The sequence below is a fragment of the Sphingomonas sp. BK481 genome (assembly GCF_014194875.1).
In the GTDB taxonomy this organism is placed as follows: Bacteria; Pseudomonadota; Alphaproteobacteria; order Sphingomonadales; family Sphingomonadaceae; genus Sphingomonas; species Sphingomonas aerolata.
On record NZ_JACIAP010000003.1, the window covers coordinates 108,250 to 132,523 of the forward strand.

General features: G+C 65.8%; 20 protein-coding genes. 11 read left to right on the forward strand and 9 right to left on the reverse strand.

What is annotated here, in order from left to right:
- Window positions 1-28: 28 nt before the first annotated feature.
- The gene (locus FHY04_RS06800) at window positions 29-1,141 is read right to left on the reverse strand and encodes an acyltransferase (protein WP_183935928.1); all 1,113 of its coding nucleotides are present in this window, start codon (window positions 1,139-1,141) and stop codon (window positions 29-31) included.
- Window positions 1,138-1,455, reverse strand: coding sequence for a hypothetical protein (locus FHY04_RS06805; protein WP_183935929.1), 318 nt, complete (start codon window positions 1,453-1,455; stop codon window positions 1,138-1,140). Before FHY04_RS06805 ends, FHY04_RS06800 begins: the two co-directional genes overlap by 4 nt.
- Window positions 1,456-2,075: 620 nt before the next feature.
- Here FHY04_RS06805 and FHY04_RS06810 point away from each other — a divergent pair.
- The 5 genes from FHY04_RS06810 (at window position 2,076) to FHY04_RS06830 (ending at window position 9,989) form a co-directional block, all read left to right on the forward strand.
- A complete protein-coding gene (locus FHY04_RS06810; RefSeq protein WP_183935930.1) occupies window positions 2,076-3,377 on the forward strand; it encodes an outer membrane beta-barrel protein in 1,302 nt (433 codons plus the stop codon).
- 58 nt (window positions 3,378-3,435) lie between these two features.
- Window positions 3,436-5,670, forward strand: coding sequence for an AAA family ATPase (locus tag FHY04_RS06815; RefSeq protein ID WP_311723967.1), 2,235 nt, complete (start codon window positions 3,436-3,438; stop codon window positions 5,668-5,670).
- A gap of 163 nt (window positions 5,671-5,833) precedes the next feature.
- Window positions 5,834-6,874 (forward strand): glycosyltransferase, encoded by a 1,041-nt coding sequence (locus tag FHY04_RS06820; RefSeq protein WP_260171409.1) that lies wholly within the window; start codon window positions 5,834-5,836, stop codon window positions 6,872-6,874.
- Window positions 6,874-8,544, forward strand: coding sequence for a hypothetical protein (locus FHY04_RS06825; protein WP_183935931.1), 1,671 nt, complete (start codon window positions 6,874-6,876; stop codon window positions 8,542-8,544). Before FHY04_RS06820 ends, FHY04_RS06825 begins: the two co-directional genes overlap by 1 nt.
- Entirely contained in the window at window positions 8,535-9,989 is a 1,455-nt protein-coding gene (locus tag FHY04_RS06830; RefSeq protein WP_183935932.1) for a glycoside hydrolase, read from the forward strand. Before FHY04_RS06825 ends, FHY04_RS06830 begins: the two co-directional genes overlap by 10 nt.
- An 8-nt stretch (window positions 9,990-9,997) precedes the next feature.
- On the opposite strand, the gene FHY04_RS06835 is transcribed toward FHY04_RS06830, so the two are convergent.
- Window positions 9,998-11,050, reverse strand: coding sequence for an acyltransferase (locus tag FHY04_RS06835; RefSeq protein WP_183935933.1), 1,053 nt, complete (start codon window positions 11,048-11,050; stop codon window positions 9,998-10,000).
- A gap of 170 nt (window positions 11,051-11,220) precedes the next feature.
- On the opposite strand from FHY04_RS06835, the gene FHY04_RS06840 reads away from it, so the two are divergent.
- Window positions 11,221-12,195, forward strand: a complete 975-nt coding sequence (locus tag FHY04_RS06840; protein ID WP_183935934.1) for a glycosyltransferase family 32 protein — start codon at window positions 11,221-11,223, stop codon at window positions 12,193-12,195.
- Between the two features lie 48 nt (window positions 12,196-12,243).
- On the opposite strand, the gene FHY04_RS06845 is transcribed toward FHY04_RS06840, so the two are convergent.
- The 4 genes from FHY04_RS06845 to FHY04_RS06860 all read right to left on the reverse strand — a co-directional run bounded on the left by FHY04_RS06845 (window position 12,244) and on the right by FHY04_RS06860 (window position 16,858).
- Window positions 12,244-13,740 (reverse strand): lipopolysaccharide biosynthesis protein, encoded by a 1,497-nt coding sequence (locus tag FHY04_RS06845; RefSeq protein WP_183935935.1) that lies wholly within the window; start codon window positions 13,738-13,740, stop codon window positions 12,244-12,246.
- Between the two features lies 1 nt (window position 13,741).
- A complete protein-coding gene (locus tag FHY04_RS06850; protein WP_183935936.1) occupies window positions 13,742-14,821 on the reverse strand; it encodes an acyltransferase in 1,080 nt (359 codons plus the stop codon).
- 61 nt (window positions 14,822-14,882) lie between these two features.
- Window positions 14,883-15,977, reverse strand: a complete 1,095-nt coding sequence (locus FHY04_RS22880) for a glycosyltransferase family 1 protein (RefSeq protein ID WP_183935937.1) — start codon at window positions 15,975-15,977, stop codon at window positions 14,883-14,885.
- Complete coding sequence (locus FHY04_RS06860) at window positions 15,974-16,858, reverse strand: glycosyltransferase family 2 protein (protein WP_243845674.1); 885 nt, start codon at window positions 16,856-16,858, stop codon at window positions 15,974-15,976. Before FHY04_RS06860 ends, FHY04_RS22880 begins: the two co-directional genes overlap by 4 nt.
- 203 nt (window positions 16,859-17,061) lie before the next feature.
- On the opposite strand from FHY04_RS06860, the gene FHY04_RS06865 reads away from it, so the two are divergent.
- Window positions 17,062-18,195 (forward strand): glycosyltransferase family 1 protein, encoded by a 1,134-nt coding sequence (locus tag FHY04_RS06865; protein ID WP_183935938.1) that lies wholly within the window; start codon window positions 17,062-17,064, stop codon window positions 18,193-18,195.
- Here FHY04_RS06865 and FHY04_RS06870 read toward each other — a convergent pair.
- Window positions 18,189-18,785, reverse strand: coding sequence for a sugar transferase (locus FHY04_RS06870; RefSeq protein ID WP_042466930.1), 597 nt, complete (start codon window positions 18,783-18,785; stop codon window positions 18,189-18,191). The two genes, FHY04_RS06865 and FHY04_RS06870, sit on opposite strands and share 7 nt — an antisense overlap.
- Window positions 18,786-19,293: 508 nt before the next feature.
- Entirely contained in the window at window positions 19,294-20,301 is a 1,008-nt protein-coding gene (locus FHY04_RS06875; RefSeq protein WP_183935939.1) for a LacI family DNA-binding transcriptional regulator, read from the reverse strand.
- Between the two features lie 124 nt (window positions 20,302-20,425).
- On the opposite strand from FHY04_RS06875, the gene FHY04_RS06880 reads away from it, so the two are divergent.
- The 4 genes from FHY04_RS06880 to FHY04_RS06895 are packed head-to-tail and all read left to right on the forward strand — an operon-like array spanning window position 20,426 to window position 24,274.
- On the forward strand, window positions 20,426-21,688 hold the full coding sequence (locus FHY04_RS06880; RefSeq protein WP_236559211.1) for an MFS transporter: 1,263 nt from the start codon (window positions 20,426-20,428) through the stop codon (window positions 21,686-21,688).
- Window positions 21,685-22,749: a sugar phosphate isomerase/epimerase gene (locus tag FHY04_RS06885; protein WP_183935940.1), complete on the forward strand. Its 1,065-nt coding sequence runs from the start codon at window positions 21,685-21,687 to the stop codon at window positions 22,747-22,749. Before FHY04_RS06880 ends, FHY04_RS06885 begins: the two co-directional genes overlap by 4 nt.
- A complete protein-coding gene (locus FHY04_RS06890) occupies window positions 22,746-23,888 on the forward strand; it encodes a Gfo/Idh/MocA family protein (protein WP_183935941.1) in 1,143 nt (380 codons plus the stop codon). The genes FHY04_RS06885 and FHY04_RS06890 overlap by 4 nt, the downstream gene beginning before the upstream one ends.
- Window positions 23,885-24,274: a cytochrome c family protein gene (locus tag FHY04_RS06895; protein WP_183935942.1), complete on the forward strand. Its 390-nt coding sequence runs from the start codon at window positions 23,885-23,887 to the stop codon at window positions 24,272-24,274. The genes FHY04_RS06890 and FHY04_RS06895 overlap by 4 nt, the downstream gene beginning before the upstream one ends.

Below are 24,274 nucleotides of genomic sequence, written 5' to 3' on the forward strand. Positions count from 1 at the left end.
ATTGCCGACAAAGAGAAATACAGAGATATCAGCTTGGGATAACCGTCGCCGACAATGGCATGGCCGATTCCCGGCGACGGTATCGTCTTGATAGCCATACCCGAACCGGTCCATCATAATAGCGCATGGCGACAATCGAGGCGGCAATTACGAACGCCAGGGATGCCACGATAATGGTCGCGGGCGCGAAACCCTGTCGCAACCCGATAAATGCGACCGACAACACTATCGGATAGTGAAGGATGTACAGCGGATAGGAGAGGTCGCCCAGGAACGCGGCCACCCGCCGCCATCGGGGCGGCACCTCGAACCGGCTCCCCGCCCAGACGAGCAGCGGCCCGCCCGCCAGAACGAACGCGAGATCCCTCGCCAGCGACGCCGCGCCGGTGAGCGGCAGCGCGAGGCAGAACAGCAGCACCGCTGCCAGCGCCATGCTCGCTTTGGCCGATGGGCGCGCGGTGATCGCCGGCAATCGGGCCAGCAGCATCCCGATCGGAAAGCCGTACAACACCCGCGCCAGCCCGAACGGCAGTCGATCCGCGGTCGATCCGGCGATCAGCCGGTCGGTCCCGTAGAGCATCGGCCCCGCGGCGATCACCACCGCCGCAGCGACCGCGAGCGCGACGATCCACGGGGTTCGGGCGCGGAACAGGATCCATGCGTAGAGCAGGTTGACGAACAGCTCGAACGACAGCGACCAGGCTGGCGCGTTCAGCGGAAACACACTGGGATAGGGAAGGAGATAGGGCAGCATCAGGAGGTTGCTGACCGTGGCGAGCACCAGCTGCCCGCCGTCGAGCGCAAACCGCGCGTGCAGATGCGACTGCGCCAGAACCTTGACCAGCCCCAGGCCTGCCCCGACCAGGAACAGCGGATAGAGCCGGATGAACCGCATCCCCACGAACGGCCCGAACCGCATCGTCGTCGACAGGCGGCGGTCATACGCCGTGGCGATGACATAGCCGCTGAGCACGAAGAAGAAATCGACCGCCAGATACCCGCCGGGCATCAGCGGCACGAAGACGATATCGCCGACGTGCAGCGCGATCACAGCGATCGCCGCGAGCCCCCGCAGAAGATCGAGCAGCAACTTGCGGTCATGATCGGCCCCGGTACGCGCGGGCGGGGTAAGGGCCGTCATCGTCGCACCGCCCGCTGCGCCGCAACGGGGAATCGATTGCCGCGCAACGCGGCGCAGGGCTGACGATCGACGTGGCGGCCGACACGCGTGCCGCGCCGCCGCGTACCCGCAATCAAACGCGTGATGATCGCCGTCATGATTCGCTTCGCCCTTCGGTTCGACAATGAGACGGCGACAGGATCAGGGATCCGTACGGCGTTGAGAACAGAAACTTTACTGCCAAAGTTCCAGACACAACCAGACCCGGCCTGCCCGACATCATGTGCTTTGACGACGGTATCTACGTTTTCTTCGGGCAAGACATCGCTATTCATGACCATTGTAAATAATCGCCGCTTTCATTGCAGCGAGGCGTCTCGGCCGGGACGGAAATGGCGATAGCATCGGGACCGCCGATGCCGACCGGCGCCCGGTCCGCGGACATGTCGTACCGCGGACGCATGATGCCGATGCGGCCAGGCCGAAGAGCGCCCGGCTTGCAAAAACCCCAAGGGGTCCGGCGCGCACAACTCAAAGTCTTCCTATACAGTTCAGGTGCTTATCGGTGAAACACCCGCTCACCGCGGATCAGCAAGACCTAGCCCAGATTGCCGTCATCGTCTGGTATCATGTTCCGATCTAGCCCGAAGGCAGGACGTCTGATCATATGTCATCTGGCCTTATCCCGCCTTCACAGCCTCCCCATACACCCCCGCCTACATCATAAAATGTATTGAAGCCTGCTTCACAGGACGCATGTTACAGCATCGAATGTAAGATCAACTTTTTTACCAAACGAGACACCAACTGTAACTTGCATACAATAACGATCATTTGCCGCATCGACAGAATATTGTAGTTATACGGATGTGATGGGGCACGGCTTCTCCGATCCTGCCGAAGTTCGACACAAAGACGGCGGCGGGGCCGGGCAGAGCTCTTGGGGGGCGGCGTATTGGTTGAGCGTAAGAAGAGTGTCGCGCTGATCGCGCGGGCAGTGTGCGCAACGTTGCTCATCGGCGGCGGCGGCAGGCCCGGCAGTGCGTCGGCGCAGATGTCGGCGGGCCGGTTCGGCGCGCAGTCGGTGCTCGAGCGTACGCGGCCGGACTATGATCCGATCGGGCTTCGCCTCGGGACGTTCACGATCCTGCCCTCGCTCGACGCGAACACGGGCTACGACAGCAATGTCCGCGCGCTGCAAAGCCCGGTGCTCGACGACCTCATCTTCACGCTGCGCCCCGCGGTCGTCGCGCGCTCCAACTGGTCGCGCAATGCGGTCACGGTGCGGGCGAGCAGCGACATCCAACGCTTTGTCGACCGTCCCGTCGAAAATGCCGAACAATATCAAATCGGCGCCGATGGTCGCTTCGATATCGGCAGCAGGACGCATCTGGTCGCGGACGCCCGCGTCGGCCGGCTCATCGAAGCACGCGGCAGCACCGGCGACACGGCGCTGGACGGCGAACCGGTCAATTTCATGGACTATCATTTCGGCACGGGCGCGGACCATGATTTCGGGCCGCTTCTGACCCGCGCCAGCTTCACGTTCGACGAATTCCGCTATGGCGATCGCAAAGCCGCGGGCGGGCGCAAGGTCGACAACAGCCAGCGCAATTACCGCTCGATCCTCGGCGACATCCAGCTGACGATGCCCGTCGCGCCTGCCGCCGGCGTGTTCGTTCGCGGCACCGTCAATACGGCCGATTATATCAACGAACCTGCCGGGCCGAGCGGCGATTCGACAAGCTATAGCGCCTTGACCGGCATCGCGTTCGGCGTGACCCCGCTGCTCTACGGCAGCATCGGCATCGGATATTTCGCCCAGACCTACCGCGAGCCCTCGCTCGATGGCACCAATGGCCTGAACTATTCCGCGGCGATCACGTGGAACCCGACCCCGCTCGCCACCGCGTCGTTCACGCTCAATCGCGCGCTGCAGCGCGCGCCCAGCCCGACGCTGGGCGCGATCACCACGACCACCGGGACGCTGCTCGCCGACTACGAGCTCCGCCGGAACCTGATCGTCGGCGCGACCGCGGGCTATTCGCGCAATCTATACGGCCTGATCGACCGCACGCAGACGCAGATGACAGGCTCGGCGCGTGCGACCTATCTGTTCAGCCGACTGATCTCGTCGACGCTTCGGCTCGACTATCTTCGAACCCGCCCCGATCAGGCGAGCGGAGTCGACAGTCTGGGCATTGGCCGACGCTTCGACAAGACCCGAATATTTCTCGGCATGCGGCTTCAACTATGAGCCCCGCGCCGATGATCCGACCAGCAAACGACATTCCCGGGATATGGAGAATGAGCAAGTGACAACCGCGATCCAAGTCTATGGCGGCGGCAATGCCATGCCGATCAGCCCCTATACCCCGCAGGCTAGCGAGGTCGCGCAGGATCGGATCGATGCGCGCGCGCTTGTCGCGATGTTCCGTCGGCGGCTCGGCATCTTCCTCCTGGTCTTCCTCAGCATCCTGATAATCGGCCTGGTACTGACGTTCCGGCAGACGCCGTCCTATACCGCGGTCGCGCAGGTGTCGCTGAACGTCAAACAATCGGCGCTCACGCCAGCGGGGGTCGGCGAGCGGCCGGATCTCGACCGCGCCGAACCCAGCGCGAATTTCGTCGATACCCAGGTCGAAATCATCCGCTCCGAGGCCTTTGCCCGTCGCGTCGCCTCGGCACTGGCGCTGCCGTCGGATCCGCGCTTCACATCGTTGCAGGAGCCCCGTGGCATCCGCACATGGATCACAAGCTGGTTCACGGCACCGCCGAAAGTCGCGCGACCGACTGCGGCGGAGGCGGAAGCCGCGGCGATCACCTATGTTCAGGACGGCGTCACCGCGACGCGGCTGAACTCGACCTACGCACTCCACATCTCGTTCAGCGACACCGACCCGGCGATGGCGGCGCGGATCGTCAACGAATTCGCGCGGCAATATACCGAGGGGTCGCTGGCGAAGAAGCAGGTCGAGAACCGCGATTCGACCGCGATGATCGCCCGCCGCGCAGAGGATCTGCGCGCGCGCTGGCAGGCCGCCGATGCGGCCGAACAACGCTATCGCATCCAGCACAACCTGACGAGCACGCAGGGCCTGTCGCTCACCGAGCAGGAGATCTCGACGTACAACCAGGCCGTCGCCGCGGCCCGCGCCGCGCTGGCCGAGGACCAGGCCCGCCTGTCGACCGCGCGGGCGCAGCTTCGTTCCGGCTCGCGTGGCGATGATGTCGGGGAGGCGCTGGGGTCGTCCGTCGTGTCGGGTCTGCGCGCGAACCAGTCGGCACTGAGTGCTCAGGTCGCCGAGCTCACGACCCGCTATGGCGCGCGTCATCCCGACGTGCTGCGCGCGAACAGCCAGCTCGCCGCGATCGACAAGCAGATCAGCAACGAAATCGCGCGCGTCATCTCGAACCTCGCGGCGAAGACGCGGGTGTCGGAGGGCCGTCTCGCGTCGCTGTCCGGAACGCTGAGCGGCGCGCAGGCCGAACTGGCCGGCAACAACGCCGCCACCGTCGAACTCAACAACCTGGCGCAGAACAACAAGACCGCGCGGTCGACCTATGAATCCTATCTGACGCGCTATCAGGAGCAGCTGGCCCGGCTCGGCACGGAGCAGGCCGATGCCTCCGTCCTGAAGCTGGCGGCGATCCCCGACACCCCGACCAGCCCCAATATCCTGCTCAACCTGATCCTGACGACCGTGCTTGGGTTCGGCTTTGGCCTGGTCGCCGCCTTCCTCACCGAGATGGCGTTCACGGGGCTGACCACGGGCGACGATATCGAACAGCGTCTGGGGGTCCGCTATCTCGGCGCGGTGCCGCTGCTCGCCTCGGTGACCAAATCGGCGAAGTCCCCGCCCTCGGCGATCGCGGCCGAGCCGCGCTCGGCGTTCGCCGAATCGATCCGCAGCCTGCGCGCGTCGATCACCTTTGCCGCCCACGCCCCCGCCAAGGTGATCGCGATCACGTCCGCGCTCGCGCAGGAAGGCAAGACGACGACCTCGATCTGCCTGGCACGGTCGATGGGTCTGGCCGGGGAAAAGGTCGTGCTCGTCGATTGCGACCTTCGCCGCCACGGCGTCAGCCGGTTCCTGCGCACCGAAGCAGATCGCCCGGGCCTCATGCAGGTGCTTCGCGGCGAGGCGACACTCGAAGCCGCGCTGGTCGAGGACACAGCGACCGGGATGATGGTCCTGCCGATCGCGGCGGATGATGATTTCGACGGCGACCTCATGATCGGCGACAAGATGGACGGATTGCTCGACGCGCTGCGTGACCGGTTCGACGTCATCGTGCTCGATACAGCGCCGGTCCTGCCGATCGCGGATGCGCGGCTGATGCTCGGCAAGGCGGATGTCGCGGTGTTTGTCGCGCGGTGGCGCAAGACACCCGATCATGCGATCCGCTCGGCACTGCGGCTCCTGCCGCTCGACCGCATCCACCTTGCCGGAATCGCGCTGACCAAGGTCGACATCCGCAAACAGGCGCGGTTCGGCTATGGCGACTCGACCTATTATTACCACGACTACAAGGGCTATTATGCCTGAGCTGGTCGTCGATGCCGGCATCGGCAGTCTGGCCCGCCAGGCTGAAGCGATCATGCCCGGTGCCCCGTGTCGTGACCCGTGTCGCGCCCCGTCCGTCCCGAATTGCAGCCGCCCGGAAGGGTGGCCGCAGCGGGTGGCGATCGTGCATTACTGGCTCGTCACGATGCGCGGCGGCGAACGGGTGGTCGAGCGGCTGCTGCACCTGTTTCCGCACGCCGAGATCTTTACGCATGTCTATGACGCCAGCGCGGTGTCTGAAACGATCCGCGAGCGCCCGGTCCATACCAGCTTCATCAACCGGCTACCGGGGGCCCGGCGTCACTATCAGAAATATCTGCCGCTGATGCCGATGGCGCTCGAACAGCTCGACCTGCGCGGCTTCGACCTCGTCATCAGCAGCGAATCGGGCCCGGCAAAGGGCGTGATCACCGATCCCGATACGGTGCACCTCTGCTATGCGCATTCGCCGATGCGGTATCTGTGGGATCATTACCATCAGTATCGCGGCAGCGCGGGACGCCTGACCCGGCTGATGATGACCTTGCTGTTCGGCCGGCTGCGCCACTGGGACATGACGAGCGCGGCGCGGATCGACATCGTCGTCGCGAATTCGCAGTTCATCAAGAAGCGGATCGCCAAGGCGTGGCGCCGCGATGCAGTCGTCGTCCATCCGCCGGTCGACACGAGTCTCTTCACCCCGGCCGCCGTGGTTGGCGACGAATATCTGTGGGTCGGCCAGATGACGCCCTACAAGCGTGCCGACCTGGCGGTGGATGCGTTCAACGCGCTGCAACTGCCCCTGCTGATGGTCGGTGACGGCGAGATGGCGGCCGAGCTGCGCAAGCGCGCCGGCCCGACGATCCGGATCATCCCGCGGATGCGGTTCGACGAACTGCGCCACGCTTATGCGACGTCGAAGGCGCTCATCTTCACGCCCGAGGAGGATTTCGGGATCGTGCCGGTCGAGATGATGGCATCGGGTCGCCCGGTCCTCGCCTATGCACGCGGCGGGATCCGCGACAGCCTGGTCGAGCGCAAGACCGGACTGTTCTTCGAACACCAGACGGTCGGATCGCTGATCGACGGCGTTCGCGCGATGGAGGCATGGCTGCCGGAATTCGACCCCGCCGATGCGGTGGCGCAGGCGGAACGGTTCGCCCTCGAGCATTTCGATGCCGGGATCCTGGCGGCGCTGGAGGCATGATGCGCCGCAGGGCCCTGATCGCGGCAATCTGCACGGCGTTCGCGGTCGCCGGCAGCGCGCAGCAGCAGCCCGGGACCCCGCTAATGCGTCTCGGCGTCCAGACTCATTTCAGCCAGAACTGGCCTGCCGCATGGGGCGATCGGGCGATCGACGTCACCGCCGGGTCGTTGCGCGATTCGATCCCCTGGGCTTCGGGCGAACCGCGTCCGGGCAAATATGCGATCGAGGGTAGCGTCGCTGGCACCCTGTCCCGCTATTGCCACCGCAGCGGCGGTGACGTCCTGCTGACGCTCGACCCACGCCACCCGCTCTATGACGGCGGCCATACCGTCAGCACGCCGACGGCGATGGCCGCCTATGCGGCCTATGTCGGCACGGTCCTCGATCGCCTCCCCGGCTGCGTCACCGCGATCGAGGTCGGCAACGAGATCAATAGCGGCAACCTGGCCTATCCGAAGGGTGTCGACCCCGCCGCCGCCTATGTCGCGCTGCTGACGGTCGTCCGCGACCATATCGAGCCGCGCCACCCGTCCGTCGCGATCCTTGGCGGTTCGACCAACATGATCGGCACCGGGTTCCTCGAGACGCTGTTCAAGGCCGGGATGCTTGGTGTCGCCGACGGCGTCGCGGTGCATCCCTATCGCCACCTGGCGGACAATATCGACTGGGAGATCGCGCATCTCGACGCGACGATGCGCCGCTACGGCACGCCGATCCCGATCTGGGCGACCGAGTTCAGCGACAATTACCCGACGCCCGATCTCGCCGCGCCTGAACTGGTCAAGTTCGTCACGCTGATGAGCGCGAGCGGGGTCCGGCGCGCCTATTGGTACGCGCTGATCGACCAGCGATTCTTTCGGAACATGGGTCTCTTCACACAGTCGCAGGCGGCCAAGCCCGCAGCGGAGGCCTTCACGCTGCTCACCACGCACATGCTGCCCGCCGGGCGCGCGCAGCGTATCGACACGGGCGATCGCGATGTCCGGCTCTATCGCTTCGGTGCAGATCGCTGGGTGGTCTGGGGTCCATCCGGGACGCTGCGGTTCGATGCGGGGCGCATCCTATCGGCGCGCAACCGGCCCCTGCCCGGCACCAGCGTCGCGATCGGTCCGGATCCGGTCGTCGTGATCGGCGCTGGACGCTTCGCCTTCACGCGCGGCACGGTGCTCGCCGACAGCCTCAGCGGCTATGGCAGCGCCCCCTGGTCCTATTGGGTCGAAGGCGCCGACGGACAGCGCCACGCGCTCGGCATCCTCGACGGGATGTGGACGAGCGCCTTTGGCAGCCGCTTCACGCGGCCGCTGGCGATCAGCGACACCGGCGGCGCGGTCGCGGGCGATGCGGCGCATGCGGCCCGCGCCGTGATCCGCTACACCGCCCCCGCCGCGATGACCGCGCGCATTGCCGCCTGCATCGCGAAATCACCCGGTGGCGACGGGCTCGACGTCGCGCTTCTGGTCAGGGGCAAGCGGGTCGCAGGCGCGGTCGTCGTCGATCGCTGGACGGCCACCGACCAGACCGTGACGTTGCGCACCGGCGAGACGGTCGATCTGTCGGTCGGCCCCAACCAGATCCCGGGACACGACGCCTTTACCTATCGGATCCGGCTCACCGAAGCGGGCAGCACCATTTCGCCCGACGCCACCAAGGGACCTGCAGGATGCATCTGACGCTCATCGGCGCTGTTCAGCTCGTCATCGGCTTCCTCCTGCTCATGTTCGGTACCGTGCCGGGCATGCTCGCCTTCGTGCTCGTCTCCGCGCTGATGATGGGGTCGTCGGCGATCGATCTTCCCGCGATCGGCGCGTCGTCGATCCCGCCGATCGAGTTCGCCGCCGTGTTCCTCACGATTCGCGTGCTGCTGCCCGGATCGATCAACGTGCCCGCGCTGGCGGCCGCGTTGCGCGCCAACATCCTGATGATCATCTTCGTCGCCTATGGCATCGTCGGCGCGATCCTGTTGCCGCGGCTCTATGCCGGCCAGATCGACGTCGTGCCGATGCGCGTCCGCGCGCTCAACCGCTACGAATCGATGGAACGCTTCACCTATGCGACCCAGCGCCTGCTGCCGACGTCGCAGAATCTGACCACCGCCATCTACCTTCTCGGGACGGTGATGGTCACGATCTGTGCCTATGTGGCGCTCACGCACAAGGATGCATGGCGTCTGCTGGTCAAGACGGTCGCCGTGGTCGCCCTGATCCATGTCGTCATCGGCATCGCCAGCGTGGCGGTGCCGGGCAACGCTGTCCTGACCTTCTTCCGCAACGGCGCCTATGCGCAGATCGACAATAGTTATCGCGGTTTTGTCAGGATGAACGGCATCGCGCCCGAGGCGTCCGCCTATGGCGGATTCGGGTTCATGCTGTTCGTGTTCCTGTTCGAATGCTGGATCCGCGACGTGATGCCGCGTTTGACGGGCCCGTGCGCGCTCGCGCTGGGGCTCGCGCTGGGCGCCAGCACGTCGAGCCTGGCCTATCTCGGCCTCGTCTCCTATGCCGTCCTCGTCTTTCTCCGGTCGGTCGTCTTTCCCAAGACGATGCGGGTGGATCGCCTGCTCGTGCTCGGCGCGACGACGATGCTCTTCGTCATGGTGGTTGCCGCGGCCAGCGTCTGGTACCCGCAGCTGGTCGCCGAATTCGGCGATATGATCACCCATTTCACCCTCGAAAAATCCCAGTCGCAATCGAGCGAACAACGGCAATTCTGGTCGTTGATCGGTTACCGGGCGTTTCTTGAAAGCTATGGCCTCGGTATCGGCGCAGGCAGCTTCCGGTCGTCGTCGCTGATCACCGCGATCATGGGATCGATGGGCGTGATCGGCATCGTCTGCTTCGTGAGCTATCTGTTGCAGGTCTTCAAACCCCTGCGCCTGAGCACCTATGTCTCCCCCGCCGATCCTCGCGCCGCAGTCGGCGCCGCGGCGTCCTGGGTCTGCTTCGCCTCGATGGTGCCCGCCGCGGTCGGCAGTCCGACACCCGACCCGGGCGTGCTCTTCGCGGTATTTGCCGGGGCCGCGCTGGCCTTGCGCCCGGCGGTATCGCGCAAGCCGCAGCGGATCCAGGCCGGCCCCCCGCCCGGCCAGGCGACGATGCACGATGCAGCGATGGTCTGACCCTGCGCCTAGCGTGCCGCCTTGGCGGGATGTGTCAGGCGGGTGCGGTGGAGCAACCACTTGCGCACAGGCTCGTCGAACGTCTTCACCGCGACCCATGCGAACACCGTGAATATGACCGACATCAGGATCGCCAGCAGCGTTGCTGCCAGACCCTGGATGTGCAGATGACCGGCCAGCCCGCGGATATGCGGAGCGATACCGCCCTGCAGGATATAGACCGGATAGGAGAGTGCCCCCAGCGTGCGGCACAGCGGTACAGTGCGCGTGACCGTCGCATTAGCGCCGGCCGCGACCAGCAGCGGGAAGAGGAGGATCGCCGCGGCGACCTCATACACGCCGTTCCACGCACCCAGCCGGGGCATCGCCATAATCCCGCACAGCGTCGCGATTATCGCCCGGACGGGCGCGCGCAGTCGGTCGAGCAGGCCCGCCCGGCGCAGCCTGTACACCCCGACTCCGGCAAAGAACGAGAACATCACGCGGGGGAGCCCCGCCCAGCCTTCCGGCCAATAAGGGCCGACCGCGAGCGTCTCGAAATAAAGGCCGGTCGCCGCCAGCGCGATGGCCGATACGCCGACGATGACCGCAAGCATCCGGTTATGCAGGAGCGGTGCGATCGCGCCATAGAGAAGATTGACGAGCAATTCCCACAGCAGCGACCAGCTCGGCGCATTGAGCGCATACATGCACTGGTCTTCCGACAGCGCACCATAGGGGGTCGGGATCATCAGCACCCCGGTCACGAAGAGCAGCGCCAGCATCCCGCCATCGTAAAGACGGACAAACCCTGCCGCACCGATGACGGCGCCGAGAACGATCAACGGATACAGGCGAACCACGCGCACCCACATGAAGGCCTTCAACGACATCCCCGCCTTGATCCGCTCCTCATAGACGGCCGCGATCACGAAACCGCTCAGGCCGAAGAAGAAGTCGACCGCCAGCGCGGCGTGCGGGGTTATCAGGATCGCATTATACGGCGTGACGTGCATGACAAGAACAGCGAAGGCGGCAACGCCCCGCAGGCCGTCCAGAACATCAAATCTGACCCTCTCCACATTCTTTCCGCATGTATTTTGTGTATGTCTTGTGCGGCAGACTTTATTTCTTAGACACTAGTATGTTTTTCCTTTGATTCCATTACTTGGCTCAATATCCTGCATCACGGGCTACAACTCGACTTTCTTTTATGTTCAGACTTATGACCAATAATGAGGGATTTGCGGCAATGGCGGAGCCTTTAAGTCTGCGAGTGAAACGCGTCGTGCATTCGCTGCGTGATGATTCCGCCTGGCGCATCGCGCGGTTTCTGCGCCACGACGCCCGCGATCGGGCAGCCGTTACGCCTGTGGTGTCCGACGATCCCGTTGTGGGCAGCTATCGCAATGACGTGGTCACGCTCGACGACGCGGATCTGGACGACTTTCCCGCCGTGATCTTCCAGACGTGGAAAAGCCGGTCGGTAATTCCCGGCAATTACCGGCACTGGCGGCAGACCTTCGTCGACACCAACCCCGACTGTCGCGTGCTGCTCTGGGACGACGCCGACAACCGCGCCTTCATCGCCGATCGGTTCGCCTGGGCGCTGCCGGTCTATGACAGCTATCCGCAGGAGATCTTCCGCGCGGATGCCGTGCGGTTCTTCTTCCTGCTCGAATTCGGCGGCCTGTACGCCGACATGGATACCGAATGCCTGCGCCCGATCCGGCCCAGCGCGTCGACCGGTGCGGTCGTGCTGTGTCGCATGGGGGGCAATCCCGATTTCGCGCACGCCATTCCCAACGCGATCATGGCATCCCGGCCGTCACAGATCTTCTGGCTGTTCGCGATCCACCGCATGATCGAGGCGGCGGAGCGCATCCCGGATGCCGCCGCACGGATCGCCGCCGGGCCGGAGACGATGACCGGCCCGGTGCTGCTGAAACAGGCCTATGACGCGTTCGTCGCGCTCGACGAAGCCGCGGTCATGGCGCTGCTCGCGCCGCTGCTCGCCAAGCTTACCGAGCGACAGCGCACCCGGCTGCGCTATGCGCGACCGACGCTGCTCGACGGCCGGAACTGGTATCCGCTCGACTGGACCAACATGTTCCACAAGCGGCTGTGCAACCGGTTGCGCACCGACCGCCGCATCCTGCCGATCGAGGTCGGCCGCACTCTCTTTCCGGACGCCGCGGTCGTCACCTATTGGAGTCATTCCTGGTAAACACGGCCTGCTGTGACCCGCCCCGCGCGAGGGGGCGGGCCGCGGGGGTCACGCGACCCCGCGCGTACGCCGTGACACGAGCCGGTGAAACCGGTCCGCGGCGACCGTCTCGATCCCTCGCGGGCGGCCGCTGGCCTGCCAGACCAGCATCAGCACGACGAGATACAGCATCATCCCCCCCGCCCCGGCGCCGACGAGCCCGAGCCCGCGGTCGAACCCGGTCAGCGTCTGCAGCCAGGGGCGCAGCGCGAGCAACAGCGCGGCCATCACCGCGGATGCGGCAAAGGCCCGCCACGGCCGGACGAGCTGCACGCCGAGCGGGACGCCGATCAGGCTCCGGACATAGGCCGCGGACACGATGCCCGTGACGAGGGACGATCCCGCCCGCGCGGCGATCGCGCCGGCGACGCCGAAATACAGCGCGCCGAGGATCGTCGCAGGCACCTTGATGCACAATTCGCACAGGCTCTGCCGGAAGAAGATCGCGGTCTGGCCCAGCGCCATGGCGAGCGGCGCGAGCGCGGCAGCGAACAGCGTCGGGATCATTGCCAGCACCAGCCATTGCAGCAGCGGCGATGCCGGTTGCCATTTCGGCCCGAGCGCGAAGGCGACGAGCGGCTGTGCGAGGATGCTGATCGCGACGAGGACGGGAAGGACGGCGCTGACGATCGTGCTGGTCGTCCGCAGATAGGCCTCGCGCAGGCGTTCGGGATCGTGTCGCACCATCGAGAAGGCCGCCAGCAGCGGCCGGATCGTCGGCTTGAGCACCGCCTGGTCGGGCAGGCTGGCAAGGTCGCTGGCGAGCGAGAACGTCCCCAGTTGCGCGCGCGAGACGGTGAAGCCGAGCACCAGCCGGTCGATCTGCCAGTTGATCGCGGTCACGGCCTGCGCGGCGGTCGTCCATCCGAGCAGGTCGGCGAATTCGCGCCAGCGCCCGAGTCCGAAGCGCGGGCGGAAGGGGGCGAACCAGTAGGAGGCCAGCACCATGAAGGCGGGGGCGACGACCGTTCCCGCGGCGATCGCCCAGTAGCTGCGCGTCAGGATCGCGCAGGCCGCGGCCGCGACAAAGGCGCAGCCGCGGCCGCCGACCTCGATGATCAGGTCGCGGTGGAAACTGATATCCTTGGCATATTGCGCCATCTTCGGACTGACGAGGCCGCGCAGCGCGGGGGCGAGCGCGATGAAGCAGATCAGCGGGACGAGCCGCGGGTCGCCGTAGAAATAGCCAAAGGGTATCGCGAGCAAGGCCAGACCCACCGCGAGCACGGCACTGCGCATTACGCCGAGCGTGAACGCGGTTTCCAGCATCGGCCGACTGATAGCCTCGGCGCGGACGAGCACCTGACCCACGGGCAGTTCGAAGACCGCCTCGACGATCCGGACCAGCGTCATCGCGATCGCGACGAGCCCGAAGTCCTGCGGCACCAGATAGTTGGCGAGCAGCAGAAGGCTGGCAAAGTCGATCAGCCGCGCCAGGAACCGCGAGGCGATGAGCCACGCGGCACCCGCGGTGGTGCGTCCGGCAATGGGGGCCGCCTGCGTCATCTCAGACGCCGTTCGCGATGCGCTGCGGCGCGCGGGTGCGCAACCACGTCGTCATGGCACGGCGCACCGGTTCGTCCCACCACCGCAGAATCAGCCAGCTCGCGATCAGCACGCCGGGCAGCGCCAGCCCGGTGCCGACCGCAAAGCTCCTGCTTCCAAGGATCGCCTGATAGGCCGCGTTGATCCAGACGAAGATCGGATAATGCAGCGCATAGACGGGGAACGAGAGCGCCCCCAGCACCGCCGATGCCCGCGCCACCCGGCCGCGCAGCACGACATGCGCCCCGCTGAGCACCAGCAGCGGCGAGACGATCAGCGACCAGCTCCATCCGACCCAGAAGGACAGGCCCTGAGGCCAGTAGAAGAGCAGCGCGCTGAGCCCGAGCAGCGGCCAGAACAGGAACCGCCACCGCGCATTGCGGATCAGCGCGAACCGCGATTGCGCATGATAGAGCCCGACCCCGGCGTAAAAGGCCCCGAACACGCGCGGCAGGCCGGTCCAGAAGCTCGCCACCTCGTCCCCGCCTATCCCGACCAGCGCCATCAGCGCATATCCCGCCACGACGATCGCCAGCGCGCTCCCCATCCCGTCGATCCGGCGCAGCGCCGCCCAGGCGATGTTGACGACGATTTCGAGAAACAGCGTATATTGCGGGCCGTTGAGCGGAAAGACCTGTGGCCCGCCGATCGCCCGGCTCGCGTCGAGCATCGGCAGGCACAACAGCCCGAACGCGGTCGCACGGCTCAATTCGGCGATAGTGATGGTTGAATCGTGCAGCAAGACGATGCGCGCGGCGAGATAGGCGGCGGAGATCAGCGTGCCGAGAATGACGAGCGGCATCAGCCGGACGAGCCGCAGGACGGCAAACGTCCGCGTCGCCATCCCCTGATCAAGCGTGTCGCGATACGCCACCGACAGGACATAGCCACTCAGACAGAAGAAGAAATCGACCGCTAGCCCCGCATTCGCCGCCAGCCAGGGATGACCCTGCCAATGACCGAGATGGAAGAGCAGGACCGATATCGCCGCCAGCCCGCGCAGCCCGTCGAGCGCTGCATAATGCGGGCGCTGGCGGGTCACGCCGCGATCGCTTCGATCAGCGCCCGGCCCCGCCGGTGCATACGCACGCGCATCGATCCCCTCAGTCACGCGCGACACGCTCGATAACGTCCAGCAGCTGCCGTCCCGCCGAATCCCAGCGGAACGCCGCGGCCCGGTCATGGCCGGCGGCGCGCTTCGCCGACCGGACAACCGGATCGGCCAGCGCGGTGATGGCCTGCCGCCACCCCGCCGGATCGTCGACATCGGCATAGAGGACCGCATCGCGGCACATTTCCGGAATCGCGCCCGCCGGCGCGACGATCGCCGGGCAACCGCACAGCATCGCCTCGAGCGGCGGGAGCCCGAAGCCTTCGGTGCGCGACGGAAAGACCTGCGCATGCGCGTCCATATAGAGCGCGCGCAGCGTCGCATCGTCGCAGCGGCCGACGAACAGCGCGTCGGGCGGCGGCGTCAGGCCAGCCGCGTCGAGCGCTGCGCGATCCGCGCCGACCACGACGAGCTGCAACGGCGCCAGCGCGCCATCGGCAAAGGCCTCGAACACGACGTGGTTGTTCTTATAAGCCTTGGGGCTGCCGAACAGGAGCACATAGCGCCCCGCGGTGAGCCCCAGTCGCGCCAGCGCGTCGCGGTCGGACTCGCCGTCGAGAATATGGTCGACGCCGTTGTGGAGGACTTCGGTCATCCGCCGATCGACCACGCCGAGCAGGTCGAGCATCTGCCGGGAATAGGCCGACACGGTGAGGACGGCCGCGCTGCTGCGCGCCATGCGCGGCACGAGCAGCCGGTATCCGACGCGCTGCCGCCATGGATAGGAGCTGTCGGGAAAGAGGAACTGCGCGTCGTGGATCAGCAGGATCTTGCGACGATGCCGGATCGGCGCGAGGTTGGCGAGGTTGACCAGCACGCCGTCGGCCGCGCGCGCGGGCAGGACGAGCTGCTCCCATCGCTGCGTATCGCCGTCCGCCTGCTCGACCAGTTCGATCGCGCGCAGCACGGGCTGCCATTGCCGCCGCGCGGGTATCAGCAGGCGGGCCGGCGGGCGACGTTCGGGCGGCATCGCGGCGAGCAACGCGTCGACCTCGCGGATAAGCCGATCGGACACGCGGTGCACCCCGTTCATCCCGCCCGCATAGAATTTGCCGTTGAAATAGATCGGCGTCGCGGTGCTGCTCACATCCGCTCGATCTTGCGGGGATCGAGCTTGCCGCGGGTCAGGTCGGCAAAGGCCAGGACATTGCCCCACAAGCGCCCGCGCCGATCGACATGCGCCTCGGGCCACAGGCTGCGCACCAGATTCGCGATGACGTTCGCGGTCATCAGCCGTTCGCCCAGCCGCGGCTGCATCGTACCCTTTCGCTTCAGATAGACGATGTTCGCGATCTGCGAATAGCCGAGCTTCTTGCCCGGCGTGCGGCCGGACTTCACGCCCATGTGTACGCCGGTGATCGACGCGGACGAAACCAGTCGGCCGCGTCGTCCGATCTGCGTCGTGAAATCGATATCCTCCTGCCAGCCATAAAGCGGCAGCGCCTCGTCGAAACGCAGTCCGGTCGCGGCACTCAGGCGGATCGCCATGTTGCAGCCATAGAGCGCCTGACGGTCGCGCAGCGCCGGGTCGGCTTGGGGATCGGCTTGGGAATCGGGGCTGGCGGCACGCGCCGCGACGATCGCCAGCGCGGCCTCGACGCTCAGCCCGCTCGAATTGATGCCGTCGGCGAGCAGGTCGCCGGTGATCCCGACAATCGCGGGATCGCCTTCGAACACGCGCTCGACCATTTCGAGATAGTCGGGCGCGGGGACGAAATCGTCATCGAAGAAGGTGACGAACGCCGCCGCGTCGCCGATCATGTCGAGCGCCGCGTTGCGCTGCCGGCACAGGCCGCGTCCGGCGAACACGATCTCGGGCTGCACCGGGCTTTCCGCGACACCCTCGACGTCCTGCGGCGAGACCGACACGACGATCACCCGATCGGGCCGTCGCGTCTGTCGTTCCAGCAGATCGATCGTTCGACGCGTCAGTGACGCCCGACCGACCGTGGCCACGACGACATACATCAAAGCCACTATTCGCCCCCAAGCAATATCCAGCATAGCTGCTTGACGACTTGTATTGTAACGTACCTTCTATTCATAGCAAGCATGTCGCTTACTATTACGGCTTGGAAAATCTTTTGTACAATTTGATAAAATAGAAATACTTTATTTTCATAATGATGATGTTAGTCGCGGACGACATGTCTTTTGGTTCGGGGATAATAATGACGGACCAGCTGCAGGAATTGGTCATCAACGGGCGCTTCTTGATGCAGCCCACGACCGGCGTTCAACGCGTTGCACGTGAAATCACACGCGAGATCGATCACCTCGTTGCGAACGGCGACGTGCCGCTGCGCGTCCGCCTGGTGTGCGAAGCCGATGCCGATATCGGCGATCTCAACCTGCGCGCGATGCAGGTGGAACGGACGCGTCACGCGCATGGCCATGTCTGGGAACAGTTCGTGCTGCCCCGCCATGTGAAGGGCGGACGCCTGCTGTGCCTCGGCAATACCGCACCGATTGTGACGTTGCTCGGCCGCAAGCCGGTCGCGTTGATGATCCACGATCTGTCCTATCGGCTGTTTCCCGATGCCTATCGCCGTCATTACAAGCTCGGCCATGCGCTCATGCTGCCGTTCCTGTTGCGCCGCGCGGATCCGATCGTGACGGTGTCCGAAACAGAAAAGGCAATGTTCACCAGCCTGGTGCCGGGTGCACGCCACCGCCTGATCGTCGCGCAGAATGGTGGCTGGCGGGCCGGCTGCGATGCTCGCGCGGCCCCGCCGCCCGATATCGACGCGACCCGGGGCGATTATATCCTCTATGTCGGCTCGCTGTCGCATCGCAAGAACATCGCCGGGGTGCTGGCGGTCGGCATCGCGATGGCGCGCGAACGCGGCATCCCGCTCGTGCTGGTCGGATCGTCCGGCGCATTTCTGTCGCCGCTCCCCGTCAGCATTCCCGACGACGTCAGACATCTGATCCGCCTCGAGGGTCAGGTCGAGGATCTCGGCCGGCTTGGCGATCTGTACCGCAACGCGCGGTGCCTGTTATTCCCGTCCTTCTACGAAGCCTCCCCCCTCCCCCCGCTCGAGGCGATGCATTTCGCCTGCCCGGTGGTGGCCTCCGACATCCCGTCGATGCGCGAGCGGTGCGGCGATGCAGCGGCCTATTGCGATCCCTATGATCACGACTCGATCCACCGTGCGGTGACCTCGGTGCTCGACGATCCCGGTTATGCGCGGATGCTCGCGGGTCGCGGGCTGGCGCAAGCGAGCCGATATTCCTGGCGCGAGCAGGCGCGGATCATCCTTTCCGCGATCTTCGATCTCCAGACCGTGCAACCGGGTCAGTAGGACCCCTTGGCCATCAGTACCGCGGGCGCGGTCATCAGGATGATCCTGAGATAGAGCGACAGCGACTGCGACCGGCAATAGGCGACGTCGAAGGCGACCCGGCGCTGATAGGAGACATCGCTGCGGCCGCTGATCTGCCACAGCCCCGTAATCCCCGGACGCGACATGCAGTAATGCTCGAAATACCGGCCGTAGCGCCGCTTTTCCGCCTCGACGATCGGCCTTGGCCCGACAATGCTCATCTCTCCGCGCAACACGTTGAACAGCTGGGGCAATTCATCCAGGCTGCTCTTGCGCAGGAAGCTGCCGACGCGAGTGACGCGCGGATCCTCCTTGAGCTTGTGGCTCAATTCCCATTCGAGCCGGGCCTGCGGGTCGGACGCCAGCAGATCGGCGAGCAGCGCCTCCGCGTTGACCGCCATCGAGCGGAACTTGAAGCACCGGAAATAGGCACCGCCATAGCCGATGCGGCGTTGCGCAAACAGGATCGCCCCGGGGTCACTGACATAGACGGCTGCGGCAATGACGAGGAGCAGCGGCGCAAAGAAAAGCAGCGCAACAAGCGCGAGCAGAATGTCGAAAAGCCGCATGAGGCGTCGTTCGACAGAAATGGCTGGCGGTGCCGGGCTGCGCTCAGCACCATATTGAAGAATTTCCCCGCGTGTCGCCACAAAACCCCCCACGGTGATAGCAAAGCGCATTTGTTATTCTGCGATGCAACACAAACCTTTCCTCTATGTTGCATTCAATAAGGCAATGTAATTGTATAAATATCGCGCTTGTTGAGTCTGAATCTAATAATACAATCTTGTTTTCTGAATATCTACAATCATTCTATAGACTTCATTGGCAAATATAAGGCCGAACATATTGTAAGCATCTAATAGATGAGTCCCGCTGCCTTTATGATAGTTTTGACGGGCTGCATCATTAAGTGCCTGCTGGAACTTCATATTTTCTGAGAATGGTCGAGGGACGGGCAGGCGCGGCGGTCCGCCGGGGCCGAGGCACGGTCGACGACATCCGGCGCGCGCGCTTGGCGGGACGCGGCCTCAGGGACGATGCGGGCGGCCCGTCGGACGGTGCCGCGTGTCAACGTTAGGGGTCGGTGCGCGGCTCGGCTGTGCTGCCGCGCACCACGAGCGTATGCGCGAGCGTCGTCTGCCGCCGCGGGCATTCGACGCCGCGCAGTATGTCGACGAGCAGCTCGACGGTGCGCCGGCCGATCATCCCCTTGGGTTGCGCGATGGTGGTCAGCGCGGGCTGAAAATAGCGTGCGAGCGGAAGATCGTCGAACCCCATGACCGACACGTCACGCGGACAGGACAATCCGGCCTCGCCGATCGCGCTCAGCGCCCCCAGCGCCATCTCGTCGCTGAAGCAGAAGATCGCCGTCACCCCGGCGGCGAGCAGCGCACGCGTGGCCACGAACGCCGACCCCGCGGAATAATCGCCGATCTCGACGTGCAGCGCGTCGCGCAGACCGCGCAGTTCGGCCGCCCGCAGCGCACCCGTCAGACGGTCGCGGCTGATCGGGCTGATCTCGGGGCCGGTGACGACGCCGATCGCCCGGTGGCCGAGACCGGCGAGATGCGCGATCGCCTCCGCGCTCGCCGCCGCATTGTCGATATGGACGCTGGGGACGCCGAGATCCGCACTATATTCGCATCCATTGACGATCGGTGCGGCACCCCCCTCCCGCGCGAGCAGCGCCGCCAGGCTGTCGGGGAGGCGATGGCCGAGGAAGATCAGCCCGTCGACCTCGCGACGCGACAGCATGTCGGCATATTGATCCTCGACCGCGGAATCATGCCGCGTGTCGCCGACAACGACCGAATAGCCCGCGTCGCGCGCCGCCTCCTCTGCGCCGCGGATGACGCTGGCGAAGAACGGGTTCGAGATGTCGGGGACCGTCAGCAGGATCTTGGCGGCGCGCAGCGTGCGCAGGCTGCGCGCGGCGACATTGGGGGCGTAGCCCGACGACCGGACGATCGCGAGCACGCGCAGCCGGGTCTTTTCGGACACCTGGTCCGGTCGGCTGAGCACGCGCGACACGGTTGCGGTGGAGACGCCAGCCATCGCGGCCACTTCGATGATCGTCGGCATCGCCGGGTCATGGATCCGGGCGCTGCCGCTGTCGACCGATAACCGATGTAATCCTTTACATCGATCCCGCGTCGACCTAGCCTTATGTCAGACAAGCAGCAAAACTGCGGTTGAGAGGTGGCGAATGGCGGTAGCGGACGATCTGGGAACGGCCCCCTTGCGCGGTGTCGACACCGCGACGGGCGGCATGCTCACCGCGCGCCTCAGTGCGCTTATGTTCATGCAGTTTTTCGTCTGGGGTGCGTGGAACGTCACGCTCGGGCTGGCGATGCAGACCGTCGGGATCGGCAACCTGATCGGCAATGCCTTTTCAGTCGGCCCGATCGCGTCGATCGTCGGCTCGTTCCTGCTGGGCATGGCGGCGGCGCGCTATGTCAGCCCGAAGATGCTGATGGTCATCCTCCATCTCGTCGGCGGCGCGATCCTGTTCGTGCTGCCGTCGTTCGTGACGCCGGAGCGCGGCGCCAGCTTCGTCTGGCTGCTGCTCGGCTACATGATCCTCTACATGCCGACCGTGGGCCTCGCGAACACGATCGCGCTCAAGAGCTTTGGCGATCGGACCGACAATTTCCCGTTCGTGCGCGCGTTCGGGACGCTCGGCTGGATCACCGCGGGGCTGATCATCGGCTGGGCGGGCCTGTCCGCGAGCCCGCAGATCTTCCGGGTCGCAGCGGTCGTCTCGATCGCGCTCGGGCTCTACAGCTTCACGTTGCCCAATGTCGCAACCGATGCGCCACGCGATGAAAGCGTGCTGCGCCAGGTCCTGTGCGTCGAGGCCTTCGGGCTGCTCCGCCAGCGGTCGTTCCTGATCTTCATGACCTGCGCGACGCTGATCTCGATCCCGCTCGCCATGTATTATGCCTATGCCTCGCCCTATGTCGGCGCGACCGGCATCACCAATGTCGGCGGTACGCTCGCGATCGGGCAGATGTCCGAACTTGTCTTCATGTTCTCGATGCCGTGGCTGTATCGCCGATTCGGCGTGAAGCCGCTGCTGCTGGTCGGGATGATCGCCTGGGCGGCGCGCTACGCGCTGTTCGCGATCGGCGACGGCGGATCGAGTCTCTGGGCGGTCTATCTCGGCGTCGCGCTGCACGGCGTCTGCTATGACTTCTTCTTCGTCGCGGGCGCGATCTACACCGGCACGATCGCGACGCCCAAGGGGGTGAACGCACAGGCGCAGGGGATGCTGACGCTGTTCACCTATGGCGTCGGCATGCTGCTCGGGTCGCAGATCGGCGCGATGCTCTATGCGCAGCTGCCCGCCGCGCCGACCATCGCCGACTGGCAGCATATGTGGTGGTATCCCGCGATCGCCGCCGCCGTGATCGCGCTGCTGTTCCAGATCCTGTTTCGCGACGATACCCGACGGGAGATTGCAGCATGACCGGACTGCGCGGACCAGCCATCTTTCTTGCCCAGTTTCTCGGTTCCGAGCCGCCGTTCGACACGCTCGACGGACTCGCGCAATGGGCTGCGGGCCTTGGCTATGTCGGGGTGCAGATCCCCTGCACGTCGCAGTTGATCGACCTGTCGCTGGCTGCCGAGAGCAAGACCTATTGCGACGATCTTAGCGGCCGGCTCGCCGCGCACGGCATCGCGATCACCGAGCTGTCGACGCATCTCCAGGGCCAGCTCGTCGCGGTCCACCCGGCCTATGACGCGCTGTTCGACGGGTTCGCCCCGCCCGAGCTGCACGGCAAGCCCGCCGAGCGCCAGCAATGGGCGGTCGAACAGGTCAAGCTGGCTGCGCGTGCGAGCGCCAATCTCGGCCTGTCCGCGCATGCGACCTTTTCGGGCGCGCTCGCCTGGCCCTATGTCTATCCCTGGCCGCAACGCCCGGCCGGGCTGATCGAGGAGGCGTTCGCCGAGCTCGCGCGGCGCTGGACCCCGATCCTCGACGTGTTTGCGGATGCCGGGGTCGACTGCGCGTTCGAGGTGCATCCGGGCGAGGACCTCCACGACGGCGCGTCCTGGGAACGCTTCCTTGCCGCGGTCGACAACCATCCGCGCGCGCGCCTCCTGTTCGACCCGTCGCATTTCGTGCTGCAACAGCTCGACTATCTCGACTTCATCGACCGTTATCACGACCGGATATCGTGCTTTCACGTCAAGGATGCCGAGTTCAACCCGACCGGCCGATCGGGCGTCTATGGCGGGTATGAAAGCTGGGTCGACCGCGCCGGGCGGTTCCGTTCGCTCGGCGACGGACAGGTCGATTTCTCGGCGATCTTCAGCAAGATGGCGCAATATGGCTTTGCCGGCTGGGCGGTGCTCGAATGGGAATGCGCGCTCAAGCGGTCCGAGGACGGCGCGCGCGAGGGTGCACCGTTCATCCGTGATCACATCATCCGCCTGACCGAGCGCCCGTTCGACGATTTCGCCGCCAGCGGGATCGATCGCGCATCGATCCGCGCGATCCTGGGGCTGGCCGAGGACCGCGCATGACCCGGCTGCGGCTCGCGATGGTCGGCGGCGGCGAGGGCGCGTTCATCGGCGCGGTCCACCGGATGGCCGCCGCGCTCGACGGCGACTGGGACCTCGTCGCAGGCGCGTTCAGCACCGATGCCGGCCGCAACACGCGTACCGGCACACAGCTCGGGCTCGCCCCGGCACGCGTCTACGCGTCGTTCGAGGCGATGATCGCCGGCGAACGTGCGCTGCCCGCGGACATCCGCGCGCAGGCGGTCGCGGTCGTCACGCCCAACCATCTCCACGCGCCGATGGCGATTGCCGCGCTAGACGCGGGCTTCGACGTGCTGTGCGAAAAGCCGATGGCGATGAGCGTCGCCGAATCAGAGGCGATCGCCGCCGCCGCCAAGGCGAGCGGCCGGCATTTCGCGCTCGCCTTCACCTATAGCGGCTATCCGATGATCGAGGAGGCGCGCGCCCGCGTCGCACGCGGCGATCTCGGCGCGATCCGCCTCGTCCAGGTCGAATATCTGCAGGGCTGGCTCAGTTTGCCGATCGATGGCGACGGCAACCGCCAGGCCGAATGGCGGACCGACCCGGCCCGTGCCGGGCTGGGCGGCTGTCTCGGCGATATCGGCACGCACGCCTTCCACCTCGCCGAACATGTCTGCGCGCTGCGGGTCGAGGCGGTCTCGGCGGATCTGACGACGCACGTGCCAGGCCGCCGGCTCGACGACGATGTCAGCGCGATGCTGCGGTTCGAGGGCGGCGCGCGCGGCATGCTGAAGGCGAGCCAGGTCGCCGCCGGCGAGGAAAATGCGCTCACGCTGCGAGTCTATGGCGAGCGAGGCGGGCTCGAATGGGCGCAAATGGAGCCGAACACGCTCGTCATGCGCTGGCTCGACCGCCCTGCCGAGATCGTCCGCACCGGCGGCCCCGCGCTGCAGCCCGGCGTCGCCACGCTGACGCGAACCCCGTCGGGCCACCCCGAAGGCTATATCGAGGCGTTCGCCAATCTGTACCGCGCCTTTGCGGCAACCGTCCGCGGCGAGGGCGGACGCTGGTTCCCCGGCGTCGTCGACGGGCTTCGCACGATGCGGTTTATCGAGGCGGTGATCGCCAACGCGGCATCGGACCGCAAATGGTCGCCGCTCTATCCTGGAGAGACGGAATGAAATTCTTCATCGGGCTTGGCGCAGCCGGTATCGGCGCGGCGGCCCTCATCGCCGTCTGCGCGCCGACCAGCGCCCAGACGACACCCGCCGCGGCGCCCCCGGCCTTCGCCGCTTGCCGGGCCTGCCATACGGTCGACAAGGGCGGCCGCAACGGTATCGGCCCCAATCTTCACGGCGTGGTCGGCCGTGCCGCCGCCGCGTCGCCGGGGTTCAATTATTCGCCTGCGCTGAAGGCGTCGAAGCTGCGCTGGGACGACGCGACGCTGAGCGAATATCTGGCGGCCCCGTCGAAGAAGGTCCCCGGATCGCGCATGCCGATCGCGACCCCGGATCCCGCAAAGCGCGCCGCGATCATCGCCTATCTGAAGGCGGCGGGCTCGAAATGA